The following is a 25,609-nucleotide window of genomic DNA, read 5'->3' as shown; positions in this document are numbered from 1 at the left end:
CATATCGCGGCCGCATGGTCTCAGGCTGTGGCGGGCTTGAAGCTCAGCGCCACGCCGTTGATGCAGTGACGCAGCCCGGTCGGCGGCGGGCCGTCGTCGAAGACATGGCCCAGATGGCCGCCGCAGCGGCGGCAGTGGACTTCGGTGCGAGTCATGCCGAGCGACCGGTCCTGCGTCTTGCCGACGGCGTTGGCGATCTCCTGCCAGAAACTCGGCCAGCCGGTGCCGGAATCGAACTTCGTCTCGGAGGAGTAAACCGGCAGGTCGCAGCCGGCGCAGGCGAAGACGCCCTTGCGGTGCTCGTTGAGCAATGGGCTGGTGCCGGGATATTCGGTGCCTTCCTTGCGCAGCACGTCGAAGGCCGCGGGAGACAGGATCGCGCGCCATTCGGCATCGGTCTTGGTGACTTCGAAGGTCTCCGCCGCACGTGCATCCTGCGATCCGCCCATGCGCAGCAGAGATGCCGTGCCGGCGGCTACGCCGATGGCGGCGGCGCCGCTCAAGAGAAAGTCGCGACGGTTCATGGCCTATCCTCCTGCTGTCTGTTTGCCACATTCGACGCTCGGCTGAAAATCAAAAGCCGTTGAGGGCCGAACGTTACCCGCACCAGCCTCCTGGATGGAGCCACAGTGCGTAGCGGACGCCTGCCGGCGCAACGCGTGTACGAAGCCGCGCACCGGCAGGAGAGCCCTGCTGCCTGTTCGCCGGCAGCGAGCCGTTTGTTACATCTTCGGCAAAAGAACCTTGTCGATGACGTGGATGACGCCATTGGACTGCCTGACGTCGGCAATCGTCACATGGGCGACATTGCCGTTCTCGTCCGTGACGGTGACCTTGCCCTTGTCGGCCTTGAGCGTCAGCTCGCAGCCGCCGGCGGTCTTGACTACATGCGCGCCGCCATCGGCCTTGGCCATCTTGGCGACGTCGGCGGCCATCGCTTTCGCCGCGATCACATGGCAGGTCAGGACCTTGGTCAGCTTGTCCTTGTTCTCGGGCTTGAGCAGCGTTTCGACCGTGCCGGCCGGAAGTGCTGCAAAGGCCTCGTTGGTAGGAGCGAAGACGGTGAAGGGCCCGGCACCCTGCAGCGTGTCGACCAGGCCCGCTGCCTTGACGGCAGCGACCAGTGTCGTGTGGTCCTTCGAATTGACGGCGTTCTCGATGATGTTCTTCTTGGCGTACATGGGGGCGCCCCCGACCATCGGATTGGCGGCGTAGGCGATGGTGCCGAGCGCTGAGAGGCCGATCGTACCGGCGAGCAAAAGGGTGGCGAGTTTACGCATGATGTAAGTCTCCTCGGGTTGTTTTCCCCATCATTGGGAACGCGAGGAGATACGGGCCATGAAGAACTTAGTTTCGCTTTCTATGAAAGAATTCTTTTATTCCGAATGACGCCCGGTGATTTCAGTAGATAGGCTGATCCAACTGCGGGAATTTGGTCCGCGGTTATCCATGCAAAAATAGACTTCACTATTTTGTAAGGCGACGGTCCGGGCGGGGAGCCATCAGATGCCCTTCAGGTCGCCTGCCGCCACCACCGGTCCCGTCGGCTGGCCGGTCGGCGAACCGCCTGAAGGCTCGAGGCTGACCGCCAGCACGGCGCCCTGCGCAAGTTTCTGCTGCACGGCCGGCGAAACCGCCACATGCGCAGCCTTCCCGGCCGGGATGACGCCCATCGAAACCGGCGCGTTCTTGCCCACGATCACCCACAGTTCGAAGTCCTTGCCGGAGGCCCGCTCACCGGAAACGTGCGACAGGCCGACTTCATGATGCGCCGCGTCATAGACGACGAGGTATCTGACGTCGCTGCCTTCGGCGGCCAGCGAGGCGACAAGCTGTGGTTGTTGGAGCGGCGGGTTGATGAAAGGCAAGGCGATGTAGATCGCCAGCGCCGCGATGGCGGCGGCGGCAAGGCCGCGCCAGAAGGCAAGGCTCGACCATAGGCCGGCGCGAGGCTGCGAGGCGAACAGCCGGCGATCGATCGCCTCCTTGACCCTGATCGGAGGTTCTGTCCCGGGATAGGCGACGGCCAAGGGCGAAAAATGGGCCTCCCAGGCATCGACAAGCCGAGCGAATGCGGCGTCGCCATCGATGCGGCGGGACGCAATCTGGCGTTCTTCCGCTGTCAGGACGCCAAGAACGTATTCGGCGGCGAACAGGTCGTCGCCTCCACGTTCCGGTCCGTCGTCGTCCACCAGCGTCATCTTTCCAGACACTCTCTGAGCTTCAGCAGGCTGCGTCGCAGCCAGGTTCGCATCGTGTTCAGGGGCACGCCGTGACGCTCCGCCAGTTCGGCATAGCTCTCGCCGTTCAGATAGGCGCCCCGGACAGCCGCTGCCCGGCCCTTTTCCAATTCCTCGAGACAATGGTGGATGCGCTCGGACTCGCCACCTGCCACGGTCATCGCCTCCGGTCCCGGCGCCGGATCGGCCACATCGAGCGCGGCATCGATATAGGCGGCAGGTTCCCGCCGCGCCCGGATGCGATCGATCGCATGGTTGCGCGCGATGGCCACCAGCCAGGAAATCGGGCTTAGATCCGAGACGGCGAAACGGTCCGCCTTCGTCCATATCTTGACGAAGACCTCCTGAAGCGCCTCTTCGGCATCTCCCCGGTCCTTCAATACACGAAGGCAGACACCGAAAAGTTTCGCGCTGGTCTGCCGGTACAGCAGATCGAACGAAGCCCGGTCCTTCATCGAAGTCCGGACAATCAGATTGCTGATCTCCTGTGGCGTCATGTCGGCAAATTAGGGGATTGCGATGTATTTGCAACGGCGCAAATTTCCGTGCACCCAAAGCTTTCCGCACCGCGCCGCACTCGTTCATCGCTCGATTGCCAACGGATTGGCCGCTGGTTACCTTGCCTGGATCGGGGGAGTGCGCATGTCGGTCGAACGAGTGCTGTGGGAAGAAGACGCCACCGGCCTTGCCACGTTGGTGCGCAAGGGCGAGGTTTCGCCGGTCGAACTGGTCGACGCGGCGATCGCGCGCGCCGAGGCCAGCCGGCCTGAAATCAATGCCACGGCCGAGACACTCTACGATGCGGCGCGCAGCCGGGCGAAGGGCATCGATCGTTCCCTACCGCTGGCCGGCGTGCCCTTCGCCGTCAAGGATCTCGGCATCGCCATCAAGGGCGTGCCGTCGCATGGCGGCAGCCGCATCCCCGCCTGGATGCCCGAGGTCAGTTCGGTGCTGACCGAACGCTATCTCGCCGCCGGACTGATACCCATCGTCACCTCGACATCGCCCGAACACGGGCTGCGGCTGATGACCGAATCAAAAGCCTTCGGCATCACCCGCAATCCCTGGAACACCGGCCACACCAGCGGCGGCTCGTCCGGCGGCGCTGCGGCACTGGTCGCCGCCGGCGTCGTGCCGGTGGCGCATGCCTCCGATGGCGGCGGCTCGATCCGCGTGCCTTCTGCCTGCACCGGGCTGGTCGGCCTCAAGACCTCGCGCGGCCGCGTTCCGCTGTCGCCATCGGTGAGCGAAAGCTGGTACGGCATGGTGGTCGACCATGCCGTCACCCGCTCGGTGCGAGATTGCGCCCTGCTGCTTGACCTCACCCATGGCCCCGACCCGCTCGCGCCCTATGCCGCGCCGCCGCCGAAGGGTGCGTTCGCCGCGGCTGCCGCGCGCGATCCCGGCAAGCTCAAGCTCGCAATGTACCGGAACTCTCCGCTCGGCCTGCCGATTTCGGCCGAGACGCTGAATGCGCTCGATGCCGCGGTGGCGCTCGCCCGCGAGGGCGGCCACAGCGTCGAGGAAATCGATTTGCCCTCCATCGGTCGCGATTTCTTCGCCAATTTCTGCAGAACGGTTGCCTCGGCTGTCGCAGGCATGTTGCGGGCCGAGGCGGTGCGCGTCGGCCGCACCGTCACCGGCGACATCGAGCGCGCGACGCGGGTGCTCGGCCGACTGGGCGAAATGGTCTCGGCCGGCGAAACCTATGCCGGCTTGCAGCGGCTGCATGCCGCCTCGCGGCAACTGATTGCGGAGACGGCGCGTTACGACGCCGTGCTGATGCCTGTTATCGCCCACCCGCCGCTCGCTTGCGGTGCGATGGACCCGAAGGGTGCCGACGAGCTCATCGAGAATATGCTCGACAAGCTTCGCCTCACGGCGCTGCTCAGGATCGAACCGCTGTTCGGCCAGTTGATGGACAAGAGCCTGTGGTTCACTCACTGGCCGGCGATCCAGAATGTCAGCGGCCAGCCTTCCATCGCGCTCCCTGTTTACGTCACCGAAGCCGGCCTGCCGCTCGGCGTCCAGGCCGCGGGCCGCCCCGGTGACGAGGAGACGCTTTTGTCCCTGGCCGCGCAGATGGAGAAGATCTCCGGTTGGCTTGGCCGCAGGGCGCCGCTTATGGTGCCTTAAGTGATGACGAGGTCGTGAGCCGCCCGAAGATGACAGCAAAGCCGTTTGCGGCCCGCGCCAATTCCCGCTAAGACGCCGCCGTCTTTACCTGATGCATGTCGCCAAAAATGCGCAGCGGTTTTGGGGCAACGACAGGCATGAAATCAAAAGCCAGGGAACCACGCCGATGACGGACATCGCCGCCACCGCCGAAATGCAGGCCGCCCTGCTGTCGCGGGCGCTGCCCTACATGCAGCGCTACGAGAACAAGACGGTGGTGGTGAAATATGGCGGCCACGCCATGGGCGACAGCGAACTCGGCAAAGCCTTCGCGCGCGACATCGCGCTGTTGAAACAGTCCGGCGTCAACCCGATCGTCGTCCATGGCGGCGGGCCGCAGATCGGCGCCATGCTCAACAAGATGGGCATTGAATCCAAATTCGAGGGCGGCCTGCGCGTCACCGACCAGAAGACGGTCGAGATCGTCGAGATGGTGCTGGCGGGCTCTATCAACAAGGAGATCGTCGCGCTCATCAACGCCGAGGGCGAATGGGCGATCGGCCTGTGCGGCAAGGACGGCAACATGGTGTTCGCCGAAAAGGCGCGCAAGACCATGATCGACCCGGACTCCAACATCGAGCGCGTGCTCGATCTCGGCTTCGTCGGCGAGCCGGTCGAGGTCGACCGCACGCTGCTCGACCTTCTGGCGCGCTCCGAGATGATCCCGGTGCTGGCGCCGGTGGCGCCCGGCCGCGACGGACACACCTACAACATCAATGCCGATACCTTCGCCGGCGCCATCGCCGGCGCCTGCAAGGCCTCGCGTCTTCTGTTCCTCACCGATGTGCCGGGCGTGCTCGACAAGGACAAGAAGCTGATCGACGAGCTGACGGTCGCCGAGGCCAAGGCGCTGATCAAGGACGGCACGGTGTCGGGCGGCATGATCCCGAAGGTCGAGACCTGCATCGAGGCGATCGAGCGCGGCGTCGAAGGCGTCGTCATCCTCAACGGCAAGACGCCGCATTCGGTGCTGCTTGAACTGTTCACCGAGCACGGCGCCGGCACGCTGATCGTGCCCTGATATTTGTGGGCTGCCGCGCCGGACGCTAGTCCGGTAGAGCGGCGATCGCCACGATCTCGATGACGAGATCGGGATGCGCAAGTGCGGCAACCCCGATTACTTCCGAGGGCGGCGGATTGTTGTAGCTGCAGTGTTTCGGGCAGTGCGCGGCGAAGAATTCGTCCATGACGTCCAGCCGGAAATTGGGGGAACTCAGAACGCCGCCGTCCGGAAACGGTCCTTTGACATATTGGGTGATCTTGACGAGATGCTCGAGCGAGCTGCCAAGCTCCTCCAGGTCCGATTTGATGGTCGTCAAAATGGAGCGCCATTGCGTCGCCGCGTCCCCGACGGCGCCACCTTTGCCCGTCGACGGGTCGTAATCTTCGGCCGTGCCCGTATTGCCGGCGAGAAAGACATAGCCCCTGGCGCCGCTGACGACGGTGCCTTTTCCCCAAGGCATCAGCCGGCCCTCTTTCGTCTTTTTATGGGTGACAAGCTGCATCTCTTCCTCCTGCCGGACACCTCTGCTTCCAGGAAGTAGCGCGCAGCCTGATAACGGCCAGCGTGAAAAAGTCAGGCGCGGTGCGAATGCATGGCCGCGAGCACGGCAGGTTTCCATGCCGTCCGTTCGAACACCATCGATTGCTCTTCCGCGTCTGTGGCGCGCTCCGGAAATCGGCCATCTTTCATCCGGCCATCGCGCGTCAGAAATCCCCAGACTCGCGGACCAGAGCCGCCGTCCATCTCCGTATACCAGCGCATGGAGAACGAGCTTCATGGCGGGACCTCTTCATGGGTGATCCGCCCATGCTGGCCGGCGCCATCACCGCCGCAGATGTCCGAGCGGCACGTGGCCGGGTCCCTTGATGTTCTGCAGCACGAGCTGCGTGTGGACGTCGCGCACACCGTCGAGCCGCATCAGCCGGTGCATGACGAAGGCGTTGAGTTCGTCGACCGACGGCACCATGACATGCAGCAGGAAGTCGTGGTCGCCGGTCATCGTCCAGCAGGATGATACCTCGTCCATGCGCTGGACCGCGGCGATGAAACTCTCGGGCGAACCGTCGCTGTGGCTGACCAGCCGCACCTGGATGAACACCTCGACCGTCAGGCCGACGGCACGGCGGCTGAGCACGGCGGCAAAGCCCTTGATGATGCCGGCCTCCTGCAGCGCCTCGAAGCGCCGCGCGCAAGGTGTCGTCGACAGGCCGATCTCCTGCGCCAGTTCGGAGACCGGCTTGCGTCCGTCGCGCTGGAGGATATCGAGCATCTTGATCTCGAAATCGTCGAATTGAGGCATTTTCACTCCGCTATGGCATATTCCGAGTGGATGTTATCCAAAAATCCTCATTCCGGCCATCACCAAAACCGATTTGCCTCCGCAAGTCCGGTTAACTTCGGGCACATCCGGAATTCAAGATTGGCGAGGAGAAAACCATGACGACAATGAGCGTTGCCGAATATGCCCGCGACTGCGCGGCTCAAGGGTTGCGCGGCGACTACTCGGTCTGCCGTGCCGATTTCACCGTGGCGCAAGGCTATGACTACAGCGCCGAGGAACAGGCGGTCTGGCGCACACTGTGCGACCGCCAGACGAAACTGACGCGCAAGCTCGCCCACCATTCCTATCTCGACGGCGTCGACAAGCTCGGCCTGCTCGACCGCATCCCGGACTTCGACGAAGTCAGTGCCAAGTTGCGTAAGCTGACTGGCTGGGAGATCGTCGCCGTGCCAGGGCTCATCCCGGCCGCGCCCTTCTTCGACCATCTCGCCAGCCGCCGTTTCCCCGTCACCAACTGGCTGCGGACGCAGCAGGAGCTCGACTACATCGTCGAACCCGACATGTTCCATGATTTCTTCGGACATGTGCCTGTGCTGTCGCAGCCGGTCTTCGCCGACTTCATGCAGATGTATGGCCAGAAGGCCGGCGACATCATCGCGCTGGGCGGCGACGAAATGATCAGCCGGCTCTACTGGTACACGGCCGAATACGGCCTCATGCAGGAGAGTGGTCAGCCGCTGAAGGCCTTCGGCGCCGGCCTGATGTCATCCTTCACGGAGTTGCAGTTCGCGGTCGAAAGCAAGGATGCGCACCATGCGCCTTTCGACCTGGAAACGGTGATGCGCACGGGCTACGAAATCGACAAGTTCCAGCGCGTCTATTTCGTGCTGCCGTCCTTCGACGCGCTGCGCGACACATTCCAGACCGCCGATTTCGCGGCGATCGTCGCTCGCCGCATGGGCGAGCCCGCACTCGACCCGGCGACTGTCTAGAGCAGTTCCAGGAAAAGTGTGCACGGTTTCCCCGGTAAAAGCGCGCAGCGCTTTCCCTGGGGAATTGCGCAAAAACAAAGAGATAGAGCAGTTCAGCGTTCCATGGAACGGTGAATTGCTCTAGCCGGATTTGGATGGGCAGGGGCGAGCGAAACCTCGCCCTTTCTACAGTGCGGCATAGATGTTGCGATTGAACTTCGTCTCCATCACCACATGCGATGCGGTTTTGACGATGCCGCTGATTTCATTCAGCGCATTCACTTCCCGGTTCAGCTTCTCGAGCGTCTCGGCCGCGACATGGATGATCAGGTCCCACTCGCCGGTTATGGCATAGACCGCCTGGATCGAAGGCATCGCCTTGATCTTCCTGGAGACGTCCGGGTAGCTCTTGTTGTTCAGGGCGGCGAAGGTGAAACAGTGGACGGAATTCTGTGCCGCCTCCTTGGTCAGCCGCACCGCGTAGCCTTCGATGACCCCGCCCGCCTCGAGCTTTTGTATGCGCTCCTGCAAGGCAGTCCGGGATACGCCGAGCTGACGCGCCAGTGATGCGACCGGCTCACGCGCGTTCTTCTGCATCAGCGCGAGCAGCTGGCGATCTTTTTCGGTCAATTCCACAATCAATCCTCTCCTTCGATCCGCCCTGGAACCCGTCCAATCGCTCGGCGCGATCCTATCGGCTGAACCACCGCCGCGACAATCCTCAGGAACCGCCGGTGCAGGCTGCGCAAGGCGCAAATATCTGGCATTTTGCCGCCTCACGGCACGTAATGACTGCATGGCTGCCATTATCCGGCATTTCGCCGGGTGGAACCCTGCTTTTCGCGACCTGAGTGTCAACTGTCACAAACGCCAGTCCATGAGGGGGAACAGCTTCGGCTGCGATGGACGCAAATCGACACCGAGCCGCGTTGGACTTGCATCCGCAAGCCGAACGCCACGGTACGCCGCGGAGACGTCGCGGACGAGGCCGATCGAAACAACCACTGGTGCCCGACGCAGGTACCGTCATTTCAGCTGCATCCATAAGGGAGGATAACTTTGAAAAAACTGCTCGATTTCGCCATTCTTGCCGTCGCGACATTCGCGATCACGACGGCGGCCATGGCCGGAGAAACTTTGGATCGCGTCACGTCGAAGAAGGCGATGGTCGTCGCCACCAACGCCGCCTGGCCGCCGCAAAGCTTTCTCAATGACAGCAACGAGCTCGCCGGCTTCGACATCGATGTCTCGCGCGAGATCGGCAAACGGCTGGGGGTCGAGGTCTCGTTCGAGACGCCCGACTGGGCGACCCTGACCGGCGGCCGCTGGCAAGGGCGCTACGACCTCGGCGTCGGCTCGGTCACGCCGACCAAGGCCCGTTCCAAGGTGATCGATTTTGTCGGCATCTATTACTACAGCCCCTATGTCTACGTCGTGCACAAGGACAGCACCGCGAAGTCGGTCGCCGATCTCAACGGCAAGGTGATCGGCGTCGAGACGGCCACCACCTCGGAGGATTTCATCCGCCGCAAGCTTGAGATCGACGCGCCCGGCCTGCCTCCCGTCGAATACAAGCTGGAGCCCGGCGAGATCCGCACCTTCGCCGATTCCATGCTTCCCTTCGATGACCTGCGGCTTGGCGACGGCGTCCGCCTGAATGCCGTGATCGCGCCGGAGCAGACGGCGCAGAACGCCATCAAGAACGGCTATCCCGTGAAGATCCTCGAAGGGGAATATGCCTTCCGGGAACCGCTCGTGGTCATCGCCGAGAAGAACGATCCCGAGTGGACCGCAAAGGTTTCGGGCATCATCGCCGAGCTGAAGAAGGACGGCACGCTCGCCGCGCTGACCACGAAATGGTACGGCAAGGACTACAGCGCCAAATGACGTTGGATTGCCCGCCGGCCACCGCTCGGCGACCGGCGGGCATCACGTGTCAGATGCCGGAGCGGTGCAGCGTTTAAAACAATCGCCACCCCTCTCCAAACCTTTGTTCTTGCGCAATTCCCCAGGGAAAAGCGCTACGCGCTTTTCCTGACGAGCGGGATGCAGTTGAAAGTCGCCGATGGCCTATCCGGACACCTACTACGCCCGCACCATGATCGACCGGAAGATCAGGCCCCCGCTCCGCGGCGAGGCGCACTGTGACGTGGCCGTCGTCGGCGGAGGACTGGCCGGCCTGACCACGGCGTTGCAGCTGTCGCGTTCCGGGCTGCGCGTCGCTGTGCTGGAGGCCCAGGTCGTCGGTTTCGGCGCCTCCGGCCGCAATGGCGGCTTCGTCACGCCTGGCTTCGCCACCGGCGGCGACACCATTGCCGCGCGCGTCGGCAAGGAGGCCGCGCGGCAACTGCACCGGCTGTCGATCGAGGGCGTCGAATTCGTGCGTCACACCATCGAGGCGCTCGACATATCGGCCGCCACGCCGCGCGACGGGCTGGTCAGCGTCCTGCGCTACGACGATGGCGACGCGCTCAAGGCCTATGCCGACCAGACGGCGCGCGACCACGGATACGAGCTTCAATATCTGCGCAGAGAAGACGTCCGTTCGGTGCTTAAATCGGCTCGCTACTATCAGGGCCTGCGCGACCCGAAAGCCTTTCACATCCATCCGCTTAATTATCTGCGTTCCGTGGCCGATGAGATCGAGCGGCTTGGCGGCAGCATCCATGAGAGCTCCGAAGTCGTGCAATGTGATCTGTCGGGGCCGCAAAAGATGCTGCGCACGCGAGAGGGCACGCTTCGGGCAACTCGCGTCGTGCTGGCTACCGGCGGCTACACCGGCCCGGTATTCACCCAGCTCCACCGCGCCTTCCTGCCCATCGCGACCTATGTGATGGTTTCCGAGCCGGCGCCGCGCCTGATCGCGCAAGCCGTTGCGACCACGGACGCGGTCGGCGACAACCGGCGGGCCGGCGACTATTATCGGCTGGTCGATGGCGGCAATCGCCTTTTGTGGGGCGGGCGCATCACCACGCGCGCCGCTTCTGCCTACGCGCTAGCGCGCGAATTGCGCCGCGAGATGGTCGGTACCTATCCGCAGCTTGCGGACCTCAAGACCGAACTGGCCTGGTCCGGATTGATGTCCTATGCCCGTCACCTGATGCCCCAGATCGGCGAATTGCAGCCGGGCGTCTGGTATTGCACGGCTTTCGGCGGCCATGGTCTCAACACCACGGCCATCGCCGGAAAAGTCGTTGCGGAAGGCATTCTGGGCGTTTCGGACCGGTACCGGCAGTTCGCGCCATTCGGATTGAGCTGGGCCGGCGGCGCCGCCGGCTTGGCGGCCGCGCAGCTCACCTACTGGAAATTGCAGGCGCAGGACTGGTGGCGAGAACGTCATGCCGCCACGAAAGACAAGGTGACGGCATGATCGGCAGGCTGATGCTCTTCTATCCGGGGATCACCCGCCGCGCAGTGGGGGCGCTCGTGCTGGCGCTGTTGGCCGCCGGCCTTTACGCGATGGGCATCAAGTCAAGCTGGATCGGCTCGGTGATTCCAGTTGCATCCGGCTGGCTGCAGGCCAACCCTGCCCTGTCGCGCGCCGTTTCCGCAGTGCTGATCGCGCTCATTGTGCTGGTGAATTGCAAGCTGCTGCTGCTTTTGCCCCGGCGGCAGCAGATCGTCGGCGTCTGGATCGAACTGTTCGTGCTCCTGATGCTGTTCTTCTATTCCTTCGACCTGTCGCTTGCCTTCATCGCCAGGAAGATCGGCTTCCTGATCACCCAGGGCGTCACCACCACGCTCTACATTTCGGCGATCTCGATCCTGATCGCGACAGCCATCGCACTTGTCGGCGCCATCGCCAAACTGACCGGAAACGGCATTGTGTACGGGCTGGCCACTTTCTACACCTCGTTGTTCCGCGGCCTTCCTTTGCTGATGCAGATCTACATCATCTATCTCGGCCTGCCGCAGGTCGGTTACGTGATCGGCGCGGTGCCGGCCGGCATTCTGGCGTTGTCGCTGTGTTATGGCGCCTACATGACCGAGATCTTCCGCGCCGGCATCGAAAGCATTCCGCGCGGACAGAGCGAAGGCGCCACTGCGCTTGGACTGAGCCCCGGCCAGACCATGGCGCTGGTCATCCTGCCGCAGGCCATGCGCGTCATCATCCCGCCGACCGGCAACCAGTTCATCGCCATGCTGAAGGACTCGTCCCTCGTGTCGGTCGTCGGCGTCTGGGAGATCATGTATCTCGCCCGCACCATGGGCCAGACGGAGTTCCGCCATATCGAGATGCTGATCACCGCCTCGATGATCTACTGGATCCTGTCGATCACGCTGGAGTTCGGCCAGGCCTATCTCGAACGGCGTTTCGGCCGGTCGGAGCGGCGGGCGTAGGAGCAATACCAGGAAAACTGCTCACGGTTTTCCGTCCAGAATAGCGTGAGGCAAAGAGCTGGGAGCTCGGCGATCCCTCAAGCGCTGAAGCGCTCGCTGCCGCCGTGGTGCTGGTGCGCATCGCCATAAACGGCTTTTAAGCCGCTCCGGCGCCATCATGTGACGCGGCTTTGCCGGGATGAGATGATTTAGTGGGGACTGCGGAACCCTCAGGCGGCGACCACCTTGCCGAGATGCTCGCCGAGCCGGCAGGCCAACGCCGTGATCGTCGTCGTCGGGTTGCATTGGCCCGAGGTGCAGAACACCGAGGAGCCGCCGACATAGAGATTGTCCATGCCGTGCACCTTGCAGTTGGCATCCACGACGCTTGTGACGACATCGGTGCCCATGCGCGTGCCTCCCATGTGGTGGTGGCCGGCCGTCTCCTCGTCCGTCGGGTAGTCGCCGCCATTCGAAATCCAGTCGGCTATACGCACCCGGCCCAGGTTCTTCTGGGCTAGCGTCGTCCCGAAAAGCCTCAGCCCTTCGAGCAGCGTGCGGCGTTCCAGGTCCGATTTCTTCCAGTGCAGCTCGATGCGCGGCACGCCGGCGTGGTCGACCACGGTCTTCGACAGCTCGACCTGGTTCGAGGCCAGCGGCGCCTGCTCCCAGGCGACATAGAGCTGGGCCGCGCAGCGCAGGTTCTGGTTGAGTTTGCCCGATAGCCACTCCGCCATGTTGGGCGCCGTACAGGCGAGATTCGCGATCAGGTCCTTGACGCCGGGATAGGGCGTCTCGATCAGCCTGATGCCGAAATTCATGATCCGCAGCCGCTCCATCGCGGCCGGCATCGGCGAGAAGAAGGCCTCGTTCACCGCATCGACCTCGAATGCGCCATAGTCGGCCAGGATGGCGTTGCCGCCCTGGAAGGTCGGGTGTTCCATCCAGTAGCGGCCAAGTGCCGTCGCGTTCGGCACGACGCCGCCATTGGAGCGCTGGTTCGACCACAAAAGCAGCCGCGAATTCTCCAGCCCCCCGGTACAGACGATGAAATAATCGGCGCTGAAGAAGCCGGCATCCTGCCCCTGCGACCGCAGCCTGGCGCCGGTCACGCGTCTGCCGTCGCCGGCAAGCTCGGTGGCACAGGTGTTGAGCACGACAGCGATGTTCCTGCTCTTGTCGAGCTCGTCGGCGTATTTTTCAGCGAAGCGCACCGCACCGCTCTTGATCAGCTGCACCCAGCGGATGTCGTCCGAGACCGGCGCGTCCGGCCGGAAATCCGGCAGTTCCAGGATTTCGCGCACTTCGCGCAGATAGGGTTCGATGTCGCTGCGCCGGATCGGCCAGCCCGTGTCCGGCACCCACGCCTTCGGCTCGAAATCCTGTTTGTCGAGCACGCGGCACCAGCCGGCCCAGTGGTTCGAGCTGCCGCCCATGAACCGCAGCCGGGTGATATCGAGATCGAAATAGAGATCGCCGACCGTGGTGCCGCGGTAGAAATCCTGCGAGGTGTCGCTGAACTCCCTGCCGCCGGCCTCCAGCACCACGACCGGTATGCCGGCGGCGCCGAGCTTTCTGGCGATCGTGGTGCCGGCCGGGCCGGAGCCGAGAACGCAGACCCTGGGCGTGAAATTCGCGGCGCGAAACGCCTCATAACTGTCGAAGATCATGCCAGGTCGCTCCGCTTCAGGATCCAGCCATTGACCTCGACGATCTCATCGGGGGCGGCTTCGGAAGAACCCGCATCGGGCAATTTGCGGAACAGCGACAGGGCAGGCACCGCGATCAGCGTCTGCATGATCATTCGGCGCGATATCTTCTTGATAAGGAAACTCATGACAGGTCTCTCGACGGGGTCTCTATCCAGGCATGTTCCCTGAACATCCAGGCATGTTCCCTGAACGGCACATGCTTCATCATCGAAGCCAGAAGCGTGCCAAAACTGGTTGCAAGCCGGAACAATGCGCAGCCGAGTGCAAACAGGGTTAGAGACTTCTTAACAAGCCGATATGCTGGATCAGCCCGTTCAGGCCGCCTCGGAGATGTCGGTGTCGAGGATCACCAGGTTGCGTCCCCGATGTTTGGCCTGGTAGAGGCGCCGGTCGGCGGCCCGCATCAGCTCCGACACGCTGGCACTTTCGTCGCAGAGGGTTCCGCCGATGCTGACGGTCAGCGGAATGGTCCGCTCGTCCACGGGCCGGAAGCGGATCAGCTCGACCTCGCGGCGGATGTGCTCGGCGACGCGCTTGGCTTCCCGTTCCGTGGCTCCGACCAGCAATGCGCCGAACTCCTCGCCGCCGATGCGGCCGAGGACGTCGCCGTCCCGCACCCCGCGCTTGATCGCGCTGGCGATCAGGAGCAGCGCGTCGTCGCCGGTCAGATGGCCGAAGCTGTCATTGATCATCTTGAAATGGTCGGCATCGATGATCAGCAAGGCGCCGCGATCGGGCTTGTGCCGGGATCCGTTGAGCACGGCAAAGAAGCTTTCCCGGTTGAGCATGCCCGTCATGTCGTCGCGGCTGGCCTTTTCCGCCAGCCGGCGATGTGCTGCGGCAAGCTGGGCGTGCGTGCGGGCAAGGTCGCGATGCGCCGACTTCAGCCTGTCGCTGTGCCAGAACGTGCTTGCGCAGGCCGCCCATGCAAGAACCAGCGGACACAATGTCGAGGTCAGCCAGATCATGCGGTTGACCGGGAATCCCATGGCGGGGACGATGATCAGGGTCAGAAGGAGCGAAACCGCGACGGAGACGAAAGCAATGGTGGCGGACTTCAGAATTATACTGCTCATCGCTGGCTCCCACTGGACCGCCTCTGTGCCAGCAAGCCCTGAAGGCCACCTTTCCAGGATGCCTAAAATTTGAACGGTGAGACTGTTCTGCCACTTTCGGCGCGTAGAAGTTGTGGATAAAGCCCCTTCAAGATCGTCCGTTTCGTGCCATAAGGGGCGCATGGCTACACACCCCGACCCCGCTCGCTTCGCCCATGTCACCGACTGGGTGTTCGACCTGGACAACACGCTCTATCCGCATCATTCGAATCTGTTCTCGCAGATCGACGTCAAGATGACCGCCTATGTCGGGGAACTGCTGTCGCTGCCGCGCGAGGACGCGCGCAAGCTGCAGAAAGAACTTTATCGGGAATATGGCACGACGCTGAACGGGTTGATGACGCGCCATGGCATAGACCCCGACGATTTCCTCGAGAAGGTCCACGACATCGACTATTCCTGGCTGGTGCCGGATCCCGTCCTCGGCACCGCCATTCGCCAGCTTCCCGGCCGCAAGTTCATCTTCACCAACGGCGACCGCAGGCATGCCGAGCGCACTGCGCGCCAGCTTGGCATCCTTGATCATTTCGACGACATCTTCGATATCGTCGCTGCCGGGCTCAACCCCAAGCCTGCGCGCCAGACCTACGAGAAATTCGCCGAACTTCACGCCGTCACCGGCCACAATGCGGTGATGTTCGAGGATCTCGCGCGCAACCTGTCCGTGCCGAAGTCACTGGGCATGACGACGGTCCTGGTGGTGCCGCGCAATTTCGAGCCGACATTCTCCGAAATCTGGGAGCGCGATCCGGCGCAGGAAGATGATGTCGACTTCGTCACCGACGATTTGGCCGGGTTTCTGACGGAGATAGTTGTGGGGATAAGACAGTAGTGAGTAGTGAGTAATGGAAATTGATCGGCGAGTAGAGGCTGCAAGCGGCTTATTCTCTCACTCACTACTCACTACTCACTACTCACTACTCACTACTCACTACTCACTACTCACTACTCACTACTCATTATTCATTATTCCCCTAACTTATAGAACCGGCTGACGATGCCCCAGGCCTCGTCGGCGGTGTCGACGAAATCGATGATGTCCTGGTCGCCGGGACTGATCGTGCCTTGCTCGGCGAGGAAGTCGAGATCGATCGCCCGTTTCCAGAAGGATTTGCCGAACAGGATCACCGGCACGCGCTCCATGCGCCCGGTCTGGATCAGCGTCAGCGTCTCGAAGAATTCGTCCATCGTGCCGAAGCCGCCGGGAAACACCGCGACGGCCTTCGCGCGCATGACGAAATGCATCTTGCGGATGGCGAAATAGTGGAAGTTGAAACAGAGTTCCGGCGTCACATAGGCATTGGGCGCCTGCTCGTGCGGCAGAACGATGTTAAGGCCGATAGAGGGCGCGCCGACATCGTCGGCGCCGCGATTGCCCGCTTCCATCACGCCGGGCCCGCCGCCGGTCACCACGACATATTCGCGGTAGTATGAACTGGCCGATTGCTGCGAGCAGAGGCGGGCGAATTTGCGCGCTTCCTCGTAATATTTGCTGTTTTCCTCAAGGTTCTTCTTCTGCGTCTCGTTTTTGGCCGCCCAGGCCTCGCCGCCGGGTTCCGGCAGCCGCGCGCCCCCGAACAGGACCACGGTCGAGCGGATACCGCGCTCGGCCAGGATCATCTCCGGCTTCAGGAGTTCGAGCTGCAGCCTGACCGCGCGCAATTCGCGCCGCGTCATGAAGTCGGGATCGTTCCACGCCAGGCGGTAGGTCTCGGCGCGCGTCTGCGGCGTGTCCGGCACGCTCCTGGCCCGCTCCAGATCCTCGTCCGAATGCGGCAGCGGCGTCCAGCCCGCCTTTTCCATGGGTGTCATGATGTCAGGTCCGTCCATTTCATTCACTTGCGCCGTCCCATGGCGCAGTCGCGATTGACCCCTACTCTGCCTTCACATAGGGTCCGCGCGATTTTCAAAACAGGTTAAGGCTCAGCCCCTTAACAGCCTGGTAATGGAGCGAATTCATGTCGAAGCCGGATCTGGCGAGCCTCGAAAAGACCATCGACAAGGCCTTCGAGGAACGTGACGCGATTTCGACGGCGACCAGAGGCGAGACACGCGACGCCATCCAGTCGGCGCTCGATCTGCTCGACCGCGGCACCGCCCGCGTTGCCGAGCGCCAGGCCGATGGCCAGTGGCATGTCAACCAATGGCTGAAGAAAGCCGTCCTTTTGTCCTTCCGGCTGAACCCGATGGAGATCATCAAGGGCGGTCCCGGCCAGGCCGTGTGGTGGGACAAGGTGCCGTCGAAGTTCGACGGCTGGAGCGCCGTCGATTTCGAGAAGGCCGGTTTCCGCGCCGTGCCGTCGTCGATCGTGCGCCGCTCGGCCTATGTCGCGCCGGGCGCCGTGCTGATGCCGTCCTTCGTCAATGTCGGCGCCTATGTCGATTCGGGCACCATGGTCGATACCTGGGCTTCGGTGGGCTCCTGCGCCCAGATCGGCAAGAATGTGCACCTGTCGGGCGGCGTCGGCATCGGCGGCGTGCTGGAGCCGATGCAGGCCGGTCCCACCATCATCGAGGACAATTGCTTCATCGGCGCGCGCTCGGAAGTGGTCGAAGGCTGCATCGTGCGCGAGGGCTCTGTGCTCGGCATGGGCGTCTTCATTGGCCAATCGACCAAGATCGTCGACCGCGCCACCGGCGAGATTTTCTACGGCGAAGTGCCGCCGAATTCCGTCGTCGTAGCCGGTTCGCTGCCTGGCAAGCCGTTTCCGAACAATGAGCCGGGTCCAAGTCTCTATTGCGCGGTCATCGTCAAGCGGGTCGATGCCAGGACCCGGTCCAAAACGTCGATCAACGAATTGCTGCGCGATTGATCTTTTTGGAAAGCGGGCGCACCTTCCGCCGGCGCGACGATCGGTCGCGCCGGTTCAACATGGAGGGGTGACATGGACTGGAAGTATCTGCTGACGAGCTTCGACAGCCGCATCAATCGCGCCAAGTTCTGGGCCGGCATCGGTATATTCATCGTCATCGGTATTGTTGTCTTCATTCTCGATGCGATTCTCGGCACGCGCTTCACGACCGCAGGCGGCGGCAGGATCGGCATGCTCGTCGCGCTGGCGTCGATCTATTTCGCGATTGCTCTCTATGCAAAACGCTGGCACGACCGCGACAAGTCGGGCTGGTGGACGCTGATCGGTCTCGGCGTTCTCGAAGGCGCCCAGGGTGTCAATCAATATGGACGGGACCCGCTTGCCTGACAGATCCAACCTTACTTGGCTTTTCTTCAAGACATCGGGCCGCGTCAGCCGCGCGGCCTATTTTCTTGGTGGGCTGCTCGTGGCCATCATCCAGGCCTTCCCGCTCTATCGTTTCACGCTGGTGCCGGAAGGCTCGCCCGAGAGCAACATGTGGTCGTTCGTCTTCTTCATCGCCTTCATCGCCTCGCTGTGGTCGAACATCGCACTGGCGGTGAAGCGGCTGCACGACCTCGACAAGCCCGGCATCGCGGCGTTGATCCTGTTCGTGCCGGTCGTCTCGATCGTCGCCTTCGTCGTGCTTTGCCTGTTTCCGGGCAAGCCCGGACCCAACCGCTATGGCAAGCGCACCAATGCACCGGCCGAACCCTGAGCGCCCATCATCGCGATACGCTACTGACGGTATGCATGAAAATGAAGGCCTGATCCGCGTCGCCTGAATTCATTCAGACGCGACGCGCTTCAGGCGCGGCGACCTGATCCGCGCCGAAACCGGGCGATCCGCGGCCGGCCGCTTCCGCTTCACGCACCAGGGCGATGATCCGCCGGACCGTCGGCGCCGGCGTGCCCGCTTCTTGCGCCAGGCGAAGAACGGCGCCTTGCAAATCGCCGATCTCCGTCGGCCGGCCGCGCTGCAGATCGTCCCACATGGAGGAACGCGCCTCCGGGTCGATGGCCAGCATCCGCCGCGCCAGCAGCCTGAATAGCCAATCGGGGAGGCGGAGCACTATCGGCAACAGCGCCGGCCGCAAGCCGGCGATCCGCGCCGGCCGCAAGCCGGCGATCCGCGCCGGCTCGATGCCCGACGCCTTCATGGCCTGGAGCGCCTCGTCGATCTGTCTTGCCAGGATCAGCCGCCAGCGCCGGTCGGCAAGCTCGCTCGCCAGCGGCAGGCCCGAAAGCGCCACCAGCGCATTGTTCAAATTCATCAAAAGCTTGCCCCACAGCACGGCTTTCATGTCGGCATGGACTTCAACCCGGAACCCTTCGACGCCGAGAAGGCTGATCAGACCGGCATCGCTGTCCTCGATCATGACCTTGCCGTCGCTGGCGCGGTGGACACGAAGCGGCAATTCGCCGTCGGCCGATTGCACGACATTGAACGGCACCATGCCCGCCAGCACTGTTCGCCCGTCGACACCGGCGCGCAGCCTGTCGGCATTGTCGATGCCGTTCTGCAGGCTCACCACCACGGCGTCCGGCGGGGCATGTGCGGCGATGAGCGCAGCCATTTCCCGCGTCGCGCCGCTCTTGACGGTGACCAGGATCACGTCCGCCTGCGGCAAGGCGGCGGCTGGATCTGTGGTGACGGCAAGCGCTTGCCGCTCGAGGCCCCGGTCGCGGCCCTCAAGGTCGCTGACCCGCAATCCGCCTTGCCGCAGAGCCGCCTCGATGCGCGGCCGGGCAAGCAGAATCACCTGGCGCCCGGCGAGCGCCAGGCAGCCGCCGGCATAGCAGCCGATGCTGCCGGCGCCGGCAATGACGATTCTCTTGTCCCCGTTTGCCATCCAGTCGCTCCGCACCGGGCCCACGACTATACGACATGAAAACCATAATGTCGGCGGTATCGCCGGTCATAGGACTGGCCCCTACGTCTGGCCGTGACAGGCCTTCAGCTTTCGACTATCGCTTTTGCCATGACGCTGCCGACCGATCCCGCCGCAAACCTCGCCGCCCTCATCCGTTGCGCCTCCGTGACGCCGGCCGAAGGCGGTGCGCTGACCGCGTTGCAGACGATGCTGGAACCGCTCGGCTTCCTCGTCGATCGCCCGGTGTTTTCGGAAGACGGCACGCCCGATATCGAGAACCTTTATGCCAGGCGCTCCGGCAATGGCCCTCATCTGATGTTCGCCGGACACACCGACGTGGTGCCGGTCGGCGACGAAGCCGCCTGGACGCATCCGCCCTTCGGCGCCGAGATCGCCAATGGCGAGATGTATGGCCGGGGTGCGGTCGACATGAAGGGCGGCATCGCCTGTTTCATCGCCGCGGTAGCGCGCCATGTCGAGGCGAATGGCGGCCCGAAGGGCTCGGTCTCGCTGCTGATCACCGGCGACGAGGAAGGCCCGGCCATCAACGGTACCACGAAGCTGCTCGAATGGGCGGCTTCCAGGGGCGAGAAATGGGATGCATCGATCGTCGGCGAGCCGACCAACCCGGCTGCGCTCGGCGACATGATAAAAATCGGCCGGCGCGGCTCGCTGTCGGGCGACGTCATCGTCAATGGCCGCCAGGGCCATGTCGCTTACCCCTTGCTTGCCGACAATCCGGTACGCGGGCTGATGAGCCTGATCGATGCTTTGCTGCATCCCGTCTTCGATGAGGGCACGAAGGATTTCCAGCCGACCAATCTGGAGGTGACATCCATCGATGTAGGCAACCCGGCCACCAACGTCATTCCAGCCAAGGCAACCGCCACCTTCAACATCCGCTTCAATGACAGCTGGACCGCCGAGACCATACAGGCCGAAATCCACAACCGTCTCGACCAGGCGGCGGGCCGCAGGAAATATCGGCCCGGCAAGGAGATGCCGGTCGACTACGAACTCGTCTGGCGCGACCGGCCGAGCCATGTCTTCCTGACCCGCGACGACAGGCTGATCGAGACGTTGAGCGGCTCGGTCAAGGCGGTGGTAGGCAGAGAACCGGCGCTATCCACCTCCGGCGGCACCTCGGATGCGCGCTTCATCAAGGACTATTGCCCGGTGGTCGAATTCGGCCTGGTCGGCAAGACCATGCACATGGTCGACGAGCGCGTTGCCCTTGCCGATCTCGAGACGCTGACGCAAATCTATCAGCGCTTCATCGAAGACTGGTTCGGACAGGACTGAGCAGCATGCTTTCGGCGGACGAGACCCAAGTTTCGCTGACCGGCGCCTGGCGACTGATGCTCGGCAGGGCCGATGGCCTGCGTCTGCTCGACCTGTCTGCCGATGGTTTCTGGAATTCCTTTTTCGCCATCGTCGTCGCGGCGCCGGCATTGATCGTCGGCTGGGTCGGCATCGCCAACGAGATCGGCGATCCCGATGCCTTCGCGGGCCGCTTCAGCATGCTGTTGCGGCTGGCGACAGTCGATATCGGTTCCTGGGTGCTGCCTCTGGTCGCACTCGCTCTGGTCGCGCCGCGCGCCGGCATCGGCGGCCGCTTCGTCCACTATGTCGTGGCCTCGAACTGGGCTTCGGCCATCACCGCCTGGCTGATGCTGCCGTCCGCGCTGATCAGGCTTTTCCTGACCTCGGCGAGCCAGATCTCCAGCCTTGTGTCGCTGCTGTTGTTCGCGCTGTCGATGGTGCTGACCTGGCGCATGACCAACGCGACCATCGGCAGGGGGGCCGCAATCGGGACCGCTGTCTTCGTTGGCATGTTCATCGCTTCGCTGATCGTGCTGTTCGGGCTGCAGGCGCTGCTTGGCATCACGGTTCCGGACACCGGAGCTCAGAGCCTTTCGGGACTCTATCCGGGATAATCGACGCCGATCAGAAAAAGCCCGTCGGGCGGCGCCACCTGGCCGCAGGCGGCGCGGTCGCGCGCCTCGAGCGCCGCCTTGAGATCGCCGGCCGTCCAGGCGCCTTCGCCGACGCGCTTGAGCGAGCCGACCATCGAGCGCACCTGGTTGTGCAGGAAGGAACGCGCCGAGGCTCTGACTTCGATCATGTCGCCCGAACGGCTGACGTCAAGACGGTCGAGCGTGCGCACCGGGCTCTCGGCTTGGCATTGCGTGGAACGGAAGGTGGTGAAATCGTGCCGTCCAAGCAGCACTTTGGCTGCTTCGTGCATGGCAGCGGCGTCAAGCTGCTTCGGCACCCACCATACCTTGCCCTTTTCCAGCGCCGAGGGCGCGCGCCGGTTGAGGATGCGGTAGAGGTAGTGACGGCCGATAGCCGAGAAGCGGGCATCGAAGCCGTCGACGACGGTCGTGGCTTTCAAGATCGCGATGCGATTGCCCGCGCCCTGCAGATGCGCGTTGACGGCATCGCGCACCTTGTCGTCCGGCCAGGCCTTGGCCAGGTCGACATGCGCCACCTGGGCCGTCGCATGCACGCCCGCATCGGTACGGCCGGCAGCGCGCAAGCGGACCTGCTGGCCGCAGAATTTTTCGATCGCCTGCTCGATCGCCTGCTGCACCGAAGGCTGGTCCGCCTGGTGCTGCCAGCCGGCAAACAGGCTGCCGTCATATTCGATGTCGAGGCGAAAACGCGGCATGTCGGGCGGCTATACGCACTCGCCTAGGCGGCGAGTGCGGTGAAGGCCGAGGCGTAGACCAGCCGGCCGGTTTCGGGAGCGTCGCCCCAGGCCAGCGCCTGCAGCGCCTCGCCCTGGTATTCGCTCTCGAATCCTCCGGCGCGCGCGTGGCTGTAGCCGAAACGGCCATAGTAGGTGGGGTCGCCCAGCACCACGGCCAGCATCTCGCCGGCGTCGCGCAGGCGGATGTGAGCCTCGCGGATCAGCGCGCCGCCAATGCCGGTGCCGTGAAAGGACGGCTCCACCGCGAGCGGCGCCAGTGCCACCGCCGGGAAATCCTTGCCGCCGGTGCGGACGAAAAGACGCGAAAACAGGATGTGGCCAACCGCTTGCCCGTCTTCTTCCGCGACCAGTTCGACAACGGCGTCGCCGCCGGAGACCAGCGCGTCAACCAGCCCGGCCTCCGCCTGCTGGCCGAAAGCGTGTTCCTCGACGAGGCGGATGGCCTCGCGATCCCGCGGCGTCGCCGCGCGTATCGACATCATGCTCATGACAATTTCATTCCTTTTTCGATCTTGGTCCCGCGCAGGAATTCTTGCGCGGCGGCGGGCCTTCCGCCCGCCCGTTGAACTTCGACCAGCCGGATCGCGCCCGCTCCGCAGGCGACCGTCAGGCGGTCGTCGAGAATTCCTCCCGGCTCGCCCACACCTTGCGCAAGCGTCGAGCGAAGCAGTTTCAGCCGTTCCACCCGGCCACCAATTTCAACCTCGCACCAGGCGCCGGGGAAGGGCGACAGGCCGCGAATGTTATTGTGGACTTCGGCCGCGGGTCGCGTCCAATCCACGTGCGTCTCGGATTTACCGATCTTTTTGGCATAGGTCACCCCCTCAACCGCTTGGGCGGTGAACGCCAGGCTATTCCTTTCCAGCCGCGCCAGCGCTTCCACGATCAGTGCGGCGCTGACGCCCATCAATCGATCATGCAGATCGCCGGCGGTCATATCGGGTTCGATGACGCATTTTTCAACCAGCCCCACCGGGCCGGTGTCGAGGCCTTCTTCCATGCGCATGACCATCATGCCGGTTTCGCTGTCGCCCGCCATGATCGCCCGTTGGATGGGCGCCGCACCGCGCCACCGCGGCAACAGCGAGGCATGGCCGTTGATGCAGCCCAGTCGCGGCGACTCAAGAACCGCCCTGGGCAAAAGCAGGCCATAAGCCACGATCACGCCGATATCGGCTTGCAGCGCGCGAAAAGCTGCCTGTTCGGCCTCGCCCTTGAGCGACGTCGGCGTGCGCGTCTCGATGCCCAGCCGTTCCGCCTCGCGCTGTACCGGCGACGGCGTCAGCTCAAGGCCGCGCCGGCCGGCGGCTCGCGGCGGCTGCGTGTAGACGGCCGCGACCTCATGTCCGGCATCGGCAATTGCGCGCAATGTCGGCACCGAAAACTCCGGCGTGCCCATGAAAATGACGCGAAGGGGCATTGTCCCCTATCCCACCAGCTTGCCCGGAGCCTTGTCCTTGGCCAGCTTCTTGAACTTCTTCACCACCATGTCGCGCTTCAGCTTCGAAATGTGGTCGATGAACAGCACGCCGTTGAGATGGTCGATCTCATGCTGCAGGCAGGTTGCCATCAGCCCCTCGGCCTCCGTTTCCTGCAGCTTGCCATCGCGGTCGAGATACTTGATCCGCACGGAAGCCGGGCGTTCGACCTCGGCATAATAGTCGGGAATCGACAGGCAACCTTCCTCGTAGACGGAGCGCTGGTCGGCGCTTTCCAGGATTTCGGGATTGATGAAGACATGCGGCGCCGGCGTCTCGTCCTCCTTGGCGAGGTCGATCACCAGCATGCGCAGCGGCTCGCCGATCTGGATCGCGGCCAGCCCGATGCCGGGCGCGTCATACATGGTCGCCAGCATGTCGTCGGCCAGTTTGCGCAAGGGCGCGTCGACGCGCTCCACCGGCTTGGAAACCTGGCGCAGGATGGGGTCGGGAAGAATGATGAGCGGCTTGATCGGCATGGCGTCTCACCTAAGACCTTGAATAAAGGGCGTCAACCGGTACGCCGGGGGATCGTTCACGTTTTGATCTGTGCTGGCCGGCCGAATCGTCTATGCTGTGTGCATGAACGACCTGACATCCATCCTTTCGGAACCTGTCGCCCGGCTTGGCGCGACCACGATCACGCTCGGCCATGCGCTGGCGTTCGGGGCCTTTGTGTTTCTTGGCCTGTTCGTGGCGCTTGTCGTCGCGCTGTGGCGCTCGGCCAAGGCGCGCGCCGTGGCCGCTGCCGAAGCCGCCGACCATGCCCGCGACGCCGAGGCGCGGATGGCCGGCATATTGCAAAGCCAAGCCGAGATGCAGGGCCGCATGGGCGCCATCGCGGAAGTCTTCGGCGCGCGGCAGGCGGAACTGACGCAATCGATCGGCCAGCGCCTCGATGCCATGACCGGCCGCCTCGGCCAGACCATGACCGAGCAAACCAAATCCACTCATGAGAGCCTGGCCAAATTGCAGGAGCGGCTGGCCGTCATCGACACCGCGCAAGGCAACATCCAGTCGCTCGCCGGCCAGGTCGTGCAATTGCAGGCGATCCTCTCCAACAAGCAGACGCGCGGCGCCTTCGGCCAGTCGCGCATGGAAGCGATCGTCGCCGACGGTCTGCCGCACGGCGCCTACGAGTTCCAGGCGACCTTGTCCAACGGCAGCCGTCCCGATTGCCTGGTGAAGATGCCCAACGGCGCGCCGGCGCTTGCCGTCGACGCCAAGTTTCCGCTGGAAGCCTGGAACGCCATCCGCGCCGCCGAAGGCGCCGAACAGCAGAAGGTCGCGTCGCAGGCCTTCCGCCGCGACATCGAGGTGCATGTCCGCGATATCGCGGATAAATATCTGATCCAGGGCGAGACGCAGGATACCGCCTTCATGTTCGTGCCGTCGGAATCGGTGTTTGCCGAGATCCACGAAAATTTCGAGGCGGTGGTGCAGAAGGCGCACCGCGCCCGCGTCGTCATCGTCTCGCCGTCGCTCCTGATGCTGTCGATCCAGGTCATCCAGGCGATCCTGAAGGATGCCCGTATGCGCGAGCAGGCACACCTGATCCAGGGCGAGGTGATCCGGCTGATGGAGGATGTTTCGCGCGTCGACGAGCGGGTGCGCAAATTGCAGGGCCATTTTGCCCAGTCGGCCAAGGATATAGACGACATCCTCGTCTCGACGTCGAAGGTGACCAAACGCGGCCAGAAGATCGAAGCTCTGGAGTTTGGGGCGCAGCCCGGAGGCGATGCCGACCCTGACATGGCGTCACCAGCCCCTGCGAAGCCGGAACCTGGCCCGCGCGTTGTCGATTCCCCACGCGTTGCCGATTCAAAGACCGGCCAGCTCAGGCTGAGGGTCGTCGAAGGCGACGAATGAGG

At 63.6% G+C, this 25,609-nt stretch carries 29 protein-coding genes; 13 read left to right on the top strand and 16 right to left on the bottom strand.

All coding sequences use genetic code 11. From position 1 onward, the window contains the following. Positions 1 to 20: 20 nt before the first annotated feature. The 4 genes from msrB to FJ443_RS01135 all read right to left on the bottom strand — a co-directional run bounded on the left by msrB (position 21) and on the right by FJ443_RS01135 (position 2,737). Complete coding sequence (gene msrB / locus FJ443_RS01150; RefSeq protein ID WP_140662448.1) at positions 21 to 524, bottom strand: peptide-methionine (R)-S-oxide reductase MsrB; 504 nt, start codon at positions 522 to 524, stop codon at positions 21 to 23. Positions 525 to 722: 198 nt separating this feature from the next. Continuing rightward, positions 723 to 1,280 carry a fasciclin domain-containing protein gene (locus FJ443_RS01145; RefSeq protein ID WP_140551640.1) on the bottom strand — a complete coding sequence of 186 codons (558 nt, stop codon included), beginning with the start codon at positions 1,278 to 1,280 and terminating at the stop codon, positions 723 to 725. A 222-nt stretch (positions 1,281 to 1,502) separates the two neighbouring features. After that, positions 1,503 to 2,201 (bottom strand): anti-sigma factor, encoded by a 699-nt coding sequence (locus tag FJ443_RS01140; protein ID WP_140524237.1) that lies wholly within the window; start codon positions 2,199 to 2,201, stop codon positions 1,503 to 1,505. Further along, the gene (locus FJ443_RS01135) at positions 2,198 to 2,737 is read right to left on the bottom strand and encodes a sigma-70 family RNA polymerase sigma factor (RefSeq protein ID WP_140662446.1); all 540 of its coding nucleotides are present in this window, start codon (positions 2,735 to 2,737) and stop codon (positions 2,198 to 2,200) included. Before FJ443_RS01135 ends, FJ443_RS01140 begins: the two co-directional genes overlap by 4 nt. 145 nt (positions 2,738 to 2,882) lie before the next feature. On the opposite strand from FJ443_RS01135, the gene FJ443_RS01130 reads away from it, so the two are divergent. Together FJ443_RS01130 and argB are read left to right on the top strand one after the other, a co-directional pair. Then, complete coding sequence (locus FJ443_RS01130) at positions 2,883 to 4,376, top strand: amidase (RefSeq protein WP_140662444.1); 1,494 nt, start codon at positions 2,883 to 2,885, stop codon at positions 4,374 to 4,376. A 166-nt stretch (positions 4,377 to 4,542) separates the two neighbouring features. Beyond that, positions 4,543 to 5,436 carry an acetylglutamate kinase gene (gene argB, locus FJ443_RS01125; RefSeq protein ID WP_140491474.1) on the top strand — a complete coding sequence of 298 codons (894 nt, stop codon included), beginning with the start codon at positions 4,543 to 4,545 and terminating at the stop codon, positions 5,434 to 5,436. 25 nt (positions 5,437 to 5,461) lie between these two features. On the opposite strand, the gene FJ443_RS01120 is transcribed toward argB, so the two are convergent. After that, positions 5,462 to 5,920 (bottom strand): RidA family protein, encoded by a 459-nt coding sequence (locus FJ443_RS01120; protein WP_140662442.1) that lies wholly within the window; start codon positions 5,918 to 5,920, stop codon positions 5,462 to 5,464. Between the two features lie 321 nt (positions 5,921 to 6,241). Beyond that, positions 6,242 to 6,718, bottom strand: a complete 477-nt coding sequence (locus tag FJ443_RS01115; protein WP_140491470.1) for an Lrp/AsnC family transcriptional regulator — start codon at positions 6,716 to 6,718, stop codon at positions 6,242 to 6,244. A gap of 137 nt (positions 6,719 to 6,855) precedes the next feature. On the opposite strand from FJ443_RS01115, the gene phhA reads away from it, so the two are divergent. Beyond that, complete coding sequence (gene phhA, locus FJ443_RS01110) at positions 6,856 to 7,692, top strand: phenylalanine 4-monooxygenase (RefSeq protein WP_140514307.1); 837 nt, start codon at positions 6,856 to 6,858, stop codon at positions 7,690 to 7,692. A 165-nt stretch (positions 7,693 to 7,857) separates the two neighbouring features. On the opposite strand, the gene FJ443_RS01105 is transcribed toward phhA, so the two are convergent. Beyond that, positions 7,858 to 8,478, bottom strand: a complete 621-nt coding sequence (locus FJ443_RS01105) for an Lrp/AsnC family transcriptional regulator (protein ID WP_246681187.1) — start codon at positions 8,476 to 8,478, stop codon at positions 7,858 to 7,860. A gap of 315 nt (positions 8,479 to 8,793) precedes the next feature. On the opposite strand from FJ443_RS01105, the gene FJ443_RS01100 reads away from it, so the two are divergent. The 3 genes from FJ443_RS01100 (at position 8,794) to FJ443_RS01090 (ending at position 12,012) form a co-directional block, all read left to right on the top strand. Continuing rightward, positions 8,794 to 9,558 carry a transporter substrate-binding domain-containing protein gene (locus FJ443_RS01100; protein ID WP_224519058.1) on the top strand — a complete coding sequence of 255 codons (765 nt, stop codon included), beginning with the start codon at positions 8,794 to 8,796 and terminating at the stop codon, positions 9,556 to 9,558. A gap of 178 nt (positions 9,559 to 9,736) precedes the next feature. Then, positions 9,737 to 11,041 carry an FAD-binding oxidoreductase gene (locus FJ443_RS01095; RefSeq protein WP_140662440.1) on the top strand — a complete coding sequence of 435 codons (1,305 nt, stop codon included), beginning with the start codon at positions 9,737 to 9,739 and terminating at the stop codon, positions 11,039 to 11,041. Further along, positions 11,038 to 12,012, top strand: a complete 975-nt coding sequence (locus FJ443_RS01090) for an amino acid ABC transporter permease (RefSeq protein WP_140625216.1) — start codon at positions 11,038 to 11,040, stop codon at positions 12,010 to 12,012. The genes FJ443_RS01095 and FJ443_RS01090 overlap by 4 nt, the downstream gene beginning before the upstream one ends. A gap of 209 nt (positions 12,013 to 12,221) precedes the next feature. Here the strand turns inward: FJ443_RS01090 and FJ443_RS01085 are convergent, their stop codons facing one another. From FJ443_RS01085 to FJ443_RS01080, 3 genes are all read right to left on the bottom strand, one after another. Next, positions 12,222 to 13,661, bottom strand: a complete 1,440-nt coding sequence (locus FJ443_RS01085; RefSeq protein WP_140662438.1) for a GMC family oxidoreductase — start codon at positions 13,659 to 13,661, stop codon at positions 12,222 to 12,224. Next, positions 13,658 to 13,828: a hypothetical protein gene (locus tag FJ443_RS31030; protein WP_181165184.1), complete on the bottom strand. Its 171-nt coding sequence runs from the start codon at positions 13,826 to 13,828 to the stop codon at positions 13,658 to 13,660. The genes FJ443_RS01085 and FJ443_RS31030 overlap by 4 nt, the downstream gene beginning before the upstream one ends. A 189-nt stretch (positions 13,829 to 14,017) precedes the next feature. After that, positions 14,018 to 14,779, bottom strand: coding sequence for a GGDEF domain-containing protein (locus tag FJ443_RS01080; RefSeq protein WP_140491457.1), 762 nt, complete (start codon positions 14,777 to 14,779; stop codon positions 14,018 to 14,020). Between the two features lie 160 nt (positions 14,780 to 14,939). Here FJ443_RS01080 and FJ443_RS01075 point away from each other — a divergent pair, with 160 nt between their 5' ends. After that, the gene (locus FJ443_RS01075) at positions 14,940 to 15,650 is read left to right on the top strand and encodes a pyrimidine 5'-nucleotidase (protein WP_140491455.1); all 711 of its coding nucleotides are present in this window, start codon (positions 14,940 to 14,942) and stop codon (positions 15,648 to 15,650) included. A gap of 134 nt (positions 15,651 to 15,784) precedes the next feature. Here FJ443_RS01075 and FJ443_RS01070 read toward each other — a convergent pair whose 3' ends face one another. Continuing rightward, positions 15,785 to 16,630: an LOG family protein gene (locus FJ443_RS01070; RefSeq protein ID WP_140491453.1), complete on the bottom strand. Its 846-nt coding sequence runs from the start codon at positions 16,628 to 16,630 to the stop codon at positions 15,785 to 15,787. A 146-nt stretch (positions 16,631 to 16,776) separates the two neighbouring features. On the opposite strand from FJ443_RS01070, the gene dapD reads away from it, so the two are divergent. The 3 genes from dapD to FJ443_RS01055 all read left to right on the top strand — a co-directional run bounded on the left by dapD (position 16,777) and on the right by FJ443_RS01055 (position 18,388). Beyond that, complete coding sequence (dapD, locus tag FJ443_RS01065; RefSeq protein WP_140491451.1) at positions 16,777 to 17,631, top strand: 2,3,4,5-tetrahydropyridine-2,6-dicarboxylate N-succinyltransferase; 855 nt, start codon at positions 16,777 to 16,779, stop codon at positions 17,629 to 17,631. 72 nt (positions 17,632 to 17,703) lie between these two features. Beyond that, entirely contained in the window at positions 17,704 to 18,018 is a 315-nt protein-coding gene (locus FJ443_RS01060) for a DUF805 domain-containing protein (protein WP_140655284.1), read from the top strand. Continuing rightward, on the top strand, positions 18,011 to 18,388 hold the full coding sequence (locus FJ443_RS01055) for a DUF805 domain-containing protein (protein ID WP_224646216.1): 378 nt from the start codon (positions 18,011 to 18,013) through the stop codon (positions 18,386 to 18,388). Before FJ443_RS01060 ends, FJ443_RS01055 begins: the two co-directional genes overlap by 8 nt. 73 nt (positions 18,389 to 18,461) lie before the next feature. Here the strand turns inward: FJ443_RS01055 and FJ443_RS01050 are convergent, their stop codons facing one another. Continuing rightward, positions 18,462 to 19,523, bottom strand: a complete 1,062-nt coding sequence (locus tag FJ443_RS01050) for a 2-dehydropantoate 2-reductase (protein ID WP_140662436.1) — start codon at positions 19,521 to 19,523, stop codon at positions 18,462 to 18,464. Positions 19,524 to 19,652: 129 nt separating this feature from the next. Between FJ443_RS01050 and dapE the strand changes: the two genes are divergently transcribed. Both dapE and FJ443_RS01040 read left to right on the top strand, forming a co-directional pair. Beyond that, positions 19,653 to 20,846 carry a succinyl-diaminopimelate desuccinylase gene (gene dapE / locus FJ443_RS01045; RefSeq protein WP_140662433.1) on the top strand — a complete coding sequence of 398 codons (1,194 nt, stop codon included), beginning with the start codon at positions 19,653 to 19,655 and terminating at the stop codon, positions 20,844 to 20,846. A gap of 5 nt (positions 20,847 to 20,851) precedes the next feature. Further along, entirely contained in the window at positions 20,852 to 21,481 is a 630-nt protein-coding gene (locus tag FJ443_RS01040) for a transporter (protein ID WP_140514320.1), read from the top strand. On the opposite strand, the gene truA is transcribed toward FJ443_RS01040, so the two are convergent. The 4 genes from truA to def are packed head-to-tail and all read right to left on the bottom strand — an operon-like array spanning position 21,469 to position 24,217. Beyond that, a complete protein-coding gene (gene truA / locus FJ443_RS01035) occupies positions 21,469 to 22,218 on the bottom strand; it encodes a tRNA pseudouridine(38-40) synthase TruA (protein ID WP_140662430.1) in 750 nt (249 codons plus the stop codon). The two genes, FJ443_RS01040 and truA, sit on opposite strands and share 13 nt — an antisense overlap. Before the next feature lie 23 nt (positions 22,219 to 22,241). After that, a complete protein-coding gene (locus FJ443_RS01030) occupies positions 22,242 to 22,748 on the bottom strand; it encodes an N-acetyltransferase (protein WP_140662428.1) in 507 nt (168 codons plus the stop codon). Next, positions 22,745 to 23,680, bottom strand: a complete 936-nt coding sequence (fmt, locus tag FJ443_RS01025; RefSeq protein WP_140662426.1) for a methionyl-tRNA formyltransferase — start codon at positions 23,678 to 23,680, stop codon at positions 22,745 to 22,747. Before fmt ends, FJ443_RS01030 begins: the two co-directional genes overlap by 4 nt. Before the next feature lie 6 nt (positions 23,681 to 23,686). After that, the gene (def, locus tag FJ443_RS01020) at positions 23,687 to 24,217 is read right to left on the bottom strand and encodes a peptide deformylase (RefSeq protein ID WP_140662424.1); all 531 of its coding nucleotides are present in this window, start codon (positions 24,215 to 24,217) and stop codon (positions 23,687 to 23,689) included. 103 nt (positions 24,218 to 24,320) lie between these two features. Between def and FJ443_RS01015 the strand changes: the two genes are divergently transcribed. Then, positions 24,321 to 25,607 carry a DNA recombination protein RmuC gene (locus tag FJ443_RS01015; protein WP_140491433.1) on the top strand — a complete coding sequence of 429 codons (1,287 nt, stop codon included), beginning with the start codon at positions 24,321 to 24,323 and terminating at the stop codon, positions 25,605 to 25,607. Positions 25,608 to 25,609: the final 2 nt, after the last annotated feature.

Origin of the sequence: Mesorhizobium sp. B2-6-1, assembly GCF_006440475.1 — a bacterium.
Classification (GTDB): domain Bacteria; phylum Pseudomonadota; class Alphaproteobacteria; order Rhizobiales; family Rhizobiaceae; genus Mesorhizobium.
The sequence above is the reverse complement of the archived record's forward strand: the minus strand, read 5'-3'. Positions and strand labels throughout refer to the sequence as shown.